This is a genomic window from Cellulomonas sp. NPDC057328, assembly GCF_042667215.1.
In the GTDB taxonomy this organism is placed as follows: domain Bacteria; phylum Actinomycetota; class Actinomycetes; order Actinomycetales; family Cellulomonadaceae; genus Cellulomonas.
In genome coordinates, this window is the sequence record NZ_JBHUZW010000192.1 from 1 (window position 1) to 3,819 (window position 3,819).

The window sequence follows — 3,819 nt, forward strand, 5'->3', positions numbered from 1 at the left end:
GGTCCCTCGGGGACCGGACCGCCGCGCCGCGTCGTGCCGGCGGGGGTCGTGCCGACGGTGGTCGTGCTCGCGGGGGTCGTGCCGACCGTGGCGGGACTCACCCCGGCGTCCGGGCGGCGGGCGCCTACCCTGGACGGATGCGCTGCGCCTACTTCGACGCGGGCGTGTGCGGGTCGTGCACGCTCCTCGCGCAGCCGTACCCGGCGCAGGTCGCCGACAAGGAGCGGCGCGTGCGCGTGCTGCTCGGCGACCCGGCCGGGCTGGCGTGGCTGCCGCCCGTCACCAGCGCCGAGGCGGGCTTCCGCAACAAGGCGAAGATGGTCGTCGCCGGCACGGCCGACGCGCCGACGCTCGGCATCCTCGACGCGCACGGCCACGGCGTCGACCTGCAGGGCTGCCCCCTGTACCCGGCGCCGCTCTCGGACGCGTTCGCGCCCCTCGCCGCGTTCGTCGTGCGCGCCGGGCTGACGCCGTACGACGTGCCCGCGCGGCGCGGCGAGCTCAAGCACCTGCTCGTCACCGTCAGCCCCGACGGCGAGCTCATGGTGCGCTTCGTGCTGCGCAGCACCGAGGCGCTCGCGCGCGTGCGCAAGCACCTCCCGTGGCTGCGGGAGCAGGTGCCGGCGCTGGCCGTGGCGTCGGTCAACGTGCAGCCCGCGCACGCCGCCGTGCTCGAGGGTGACCGCGAGGAGGTGCTGACCGGGCGCACGACCCTGCGGATGCACGTCAACGGGCTCGACCTGCACCTGCGGGCGCGCAGCTTCTTCCAGACCAACACCGAGGTCGCCGCGGCGCTGTACCGGCAGGCGACCGCGTGGGCGGACGAGGTCGCCCCGGCCACGGTCTGGGACCTGTACTGCGGCGTCGGCGGGTTCGCGCTGCACATGGCCCGGCCGGGCCGCACGGTGGTCGGGGTCGAGACGAGCGCCGAGGCGGTCGCGAGCGCCGAGCAGTCCGCGCGCGAGGCCGGGCTGACCGGCACGCGCTTCCTGGCCGGCGACGCGACGGCGTTCGCGCTCGCGGCGGACACGGCGCCCGACCTCGTCGTCGTGAACCCGCCGCGCCGCGGCCTGGGCGAGCCGCTGAGCCGCTGGCTCGAGGCGTCCGGGGTCCGGCGGGTCCTCTACTCGTCGTGCCACGCCGCGTCGCTGGCGCGCGACCTCGCGGCCATGCCGTCCCTGCGGCCCCGGCGCGCGCAGGTGCTCGACATGTTCCCGCACACCGGCCACTACGAGGTGCTGACGCTGCTCGAGCGGGACTGACGCCCGGGGGTGCGCGTGACGCAGGTCCCGGAATGCCCCGGGCGCCCGCCGCGGTTGGCACCGACGTGACCGCGCTCTCCGTGCTCGACCTCGTCCCCGTCCGCGCCGACCAGACCACCGCCGACGCGCTGGCCGCCACGCTGGCGCTCGCCCGCGTCGCCGACGAGGTGGGCGCCCGCCGGTACTGGGTCGCCGAGCACCACAACATGCCCGCCGTCGCCGCGACGAACGCCCCGCTGCTGATGGGCATCATCGCCGCCGCCACGACCCGGCTGCGCGTCGGGTCGGGCGGCGTCATGCTGCCCAACCACTCGCCGCTCGTCGTCGCCGAGCAGGTGGCGCTGCTGGAGGCGGCGTACCCCGGTCGCGTCGACGTCGGCATCGGCCGGGCGCCCGGGTCGGACCCGGTCACGAGCCACCTGCTGCGCCGCGGCCAGCAGTCGGACGGCGTCGACACGTTCGACGACGACGTCGCGACCCTGCGCGCGCTCGTGCGCCCGCAGGGGGTCGAGGTCCGCGTCGGGTCGAGCACCTACCCGCTGCGCGCGACGCCGCGCGCCACGACCGTGCCGCAGCTGTGGCTGCTCGGCTCGTCGACGTACTCGGCGCAGCTCGCGGGGCGGCTCGGGCTGCCGTACGTGTTCGCGCACCACTTCGCCGGGCGCGGGACGGGCGAGGCCGTCCGCCTGTACCGCGACACCTTCGTGCCGTCGGACGAGCTCGCCGAGCCGCGCACGATCGCGGTCGCGAACGTCGCGGTCGCGCCGACCGCCGAGGAGGCGCGCCGGCTCACGCTGCCGCAGGTGCGCACGATGTGGCGGCTGCGCTCCGGCCAGCCGCTCGCCCCGCAGGAGCTCGTCGAGGACGCGGAGGAGAACCCGCTGCCCGCCGCCGCCGAGCCGCTGCTCGCCACGCTGAGCGAGTCGTGGATCGTCGGCGACCCGGCGTCCGCGGCCGCGCAGGTGCGGGACCTGGCCGGGTGGCTCGGCACCGACGAGCTCATGGTCTCGCCCGTCACGGGCGCGTTCCGCGGCACGCCGGCCGACCGTTCGCCGGCGCGCGAGGAGACGCTGCGGCTGCTGGCCGACGCGCTGCGCTGACGGGTCGCGCGCTGCCGGCGCCGCCGGGCGCGGGCCCGCGGCCCGGCGGGTGTCGGCGACCGTCGCTAGCCTGCCCGGATGAGCGAGCCCGCGGCACCGTCCCTGCGTGACCTCGCGGCGCCCGGCGGGCGCGTCGGCCCCCTGTGGGTCGTCGCGCGCGGCTCCGGGCGCCCGCTCGTGCTGCTGCACGGCAACGGCGAGGACCACCACGTGTTCGACCGGCTCCTGCCGTCGCTCGGGCGCGGGCGCACGCTCGTCGGCGTCGACTCGCGCGCGCACGGCCGGTCCCCGCGCGGCGACGGCCCGCTGACCACCGTCTCCCTGGCGGACGACGTCGCCGTCGTGCTCGACGCGCTGGGCCTGCGGGACGTCGACGTGCTGGGCTTCAGCGACGGCGGGAACGTGGCGCTCGAGCTCGTGCTGCGCCGGCCCGAGCTGGTCGGGCGCCTCGTCGTCGTGGGGGCGAACCTCTTCCCGGCCGGGATGACGCGCGCGACGCTGGTGCCGACCGTGGCCGCCGTGCGTGTCCTGCGTGCCGCGTCGCGGGTGCTCCCGGCGCTCGCCGGCGCGGCGGAGCGGACGGCCCTGATGACCGAGCACCCGCAGATCGACCCTGCCGACCTCGCCCGCGTGCACGTCCCGGTGCTGGTCGTGGTGGGGGAGCGGGACGCGGTCCGGCCCGAGCACACGGCCCTGATCGTCGACGCGCTGCCCGACGCGCGCCTCGCCGTCGTCCCGCGCGCCGGGCACTTCCTCCCGGTGCGGCGCCCGCACGAGCTCGCCGCGCTCGTCGAGGGCTTCCTGCGCTGACGCACCCGCCGTCGGGCACCGCCGCCGCGTCCCGTTGGGCCGTTCGGATGGATCGCGCCCCGTCCGGGGGACGAAAACGTGCAATACCGACATCGGGCGAGCGTCCAGCGCTACGTTGCGCGCCATGCTCACCGCACTCACCACGACCGACACCGCCGCCGCTGCCGCGGGCGCCGGCGTCGGCTCCCTCATCGGTCTCGTCCTCGGCGTCGTCCTCGTCGGGCTGCCGCTCTACGGCATCTTCACCAAGGCCGGCGAGGACGGCTGGAAGGGCTTCGTCCCGATCCTCAACACGATCGTGCTGCTCAAGATCGCCGGGCGACCGCTCTGGTGGATCCTGCTCCTGCTCGTCCCGGTCGTGAACGTCGTCGTCGCGATCATCCTGTGGAACGACGTCGCGAAGTCCTTCGGCCACGGCACCGGCTTCACCGTCGGCCTCGTGCTGCTCCCGCTGATCTTCCTCTACGTCCTCTGGCTCGACGGCAGCACCTACCGCGGCCCGGCCGCGGCGCAGGTCACGGCGAGCCCCGCCGTCGCCTGACCCGCACGCACCAGCACCGGCACGCACCCAGCACCGGCACGCACCCAGCACCGGCACGCACCCAGCACCGGCACGCACGGCCCGGTCGCCCCGCGCGGGGCGACCG

General features: G+C 76.7%; 4 protein-coding genes. All 4 read left to right on the forward strand.

The window, feature by feature from the left end:
- Positions 1–137: 137 nt before the first annotated feature.
- The 4 genes from rlmC to ACFUMH_RS18760 all read left to right on the forward strand — a co-directional run bounded on the left by rlmC (position 138) and on the right by ACFUMH_RS18760 (position 3,713).
- Positions 138–1,262, forward strand: coding sequence for a 23S rRNA (uracil(747)-C(5))-methyltransferase RlmC (rlmC, locus tag ACFUMH_RS18745; protein ID WP_378209076.1), 1,125 nt, complete (start codon positions 138–140; stop codon positions 1,260–1,262).
- A gap of 32 nt (positions 1,263–1,294) precedes the next feature.
- Positions 1,295–2,362, forward strand: a complete 1,068-nt coding sequence (locus tag ACFUMH_RS18750) for an LLM class flavin-dependent oxidoreductase (RefSeq protein ID WP_378209078.1) — start codon at positions 1,295–1,297, stop codon at positions 2,360–2,362.
- A gap of 78 nt (positions 2,363–2,440) precedes the next feature.
- On the forward strand, positions 2,441–3,172 hold the full coding sequence (locus ACFUMH_RS18755; RefSeq protein WP_378209080.1) for an alpha/beta fold hydrolase: 732 nt from the start codon (positions 2,441–2,443) through the stop codon (positions 3,170–3,172).
- Between the two features lie 124 nt (positions 3,173–3,296).
- Entirely contained in the window at positions 3,297–3,713 is a 417-nt protein-coding gene (locus ACFUMH_RS18760; RefSeq protein ID WP_378209082.1) for a DUF5684 domain-containing protein, read from the forward strand.
- The last annotated feature ends 106 nt before the right edge of the window (positions 3,714–3,819 follow it).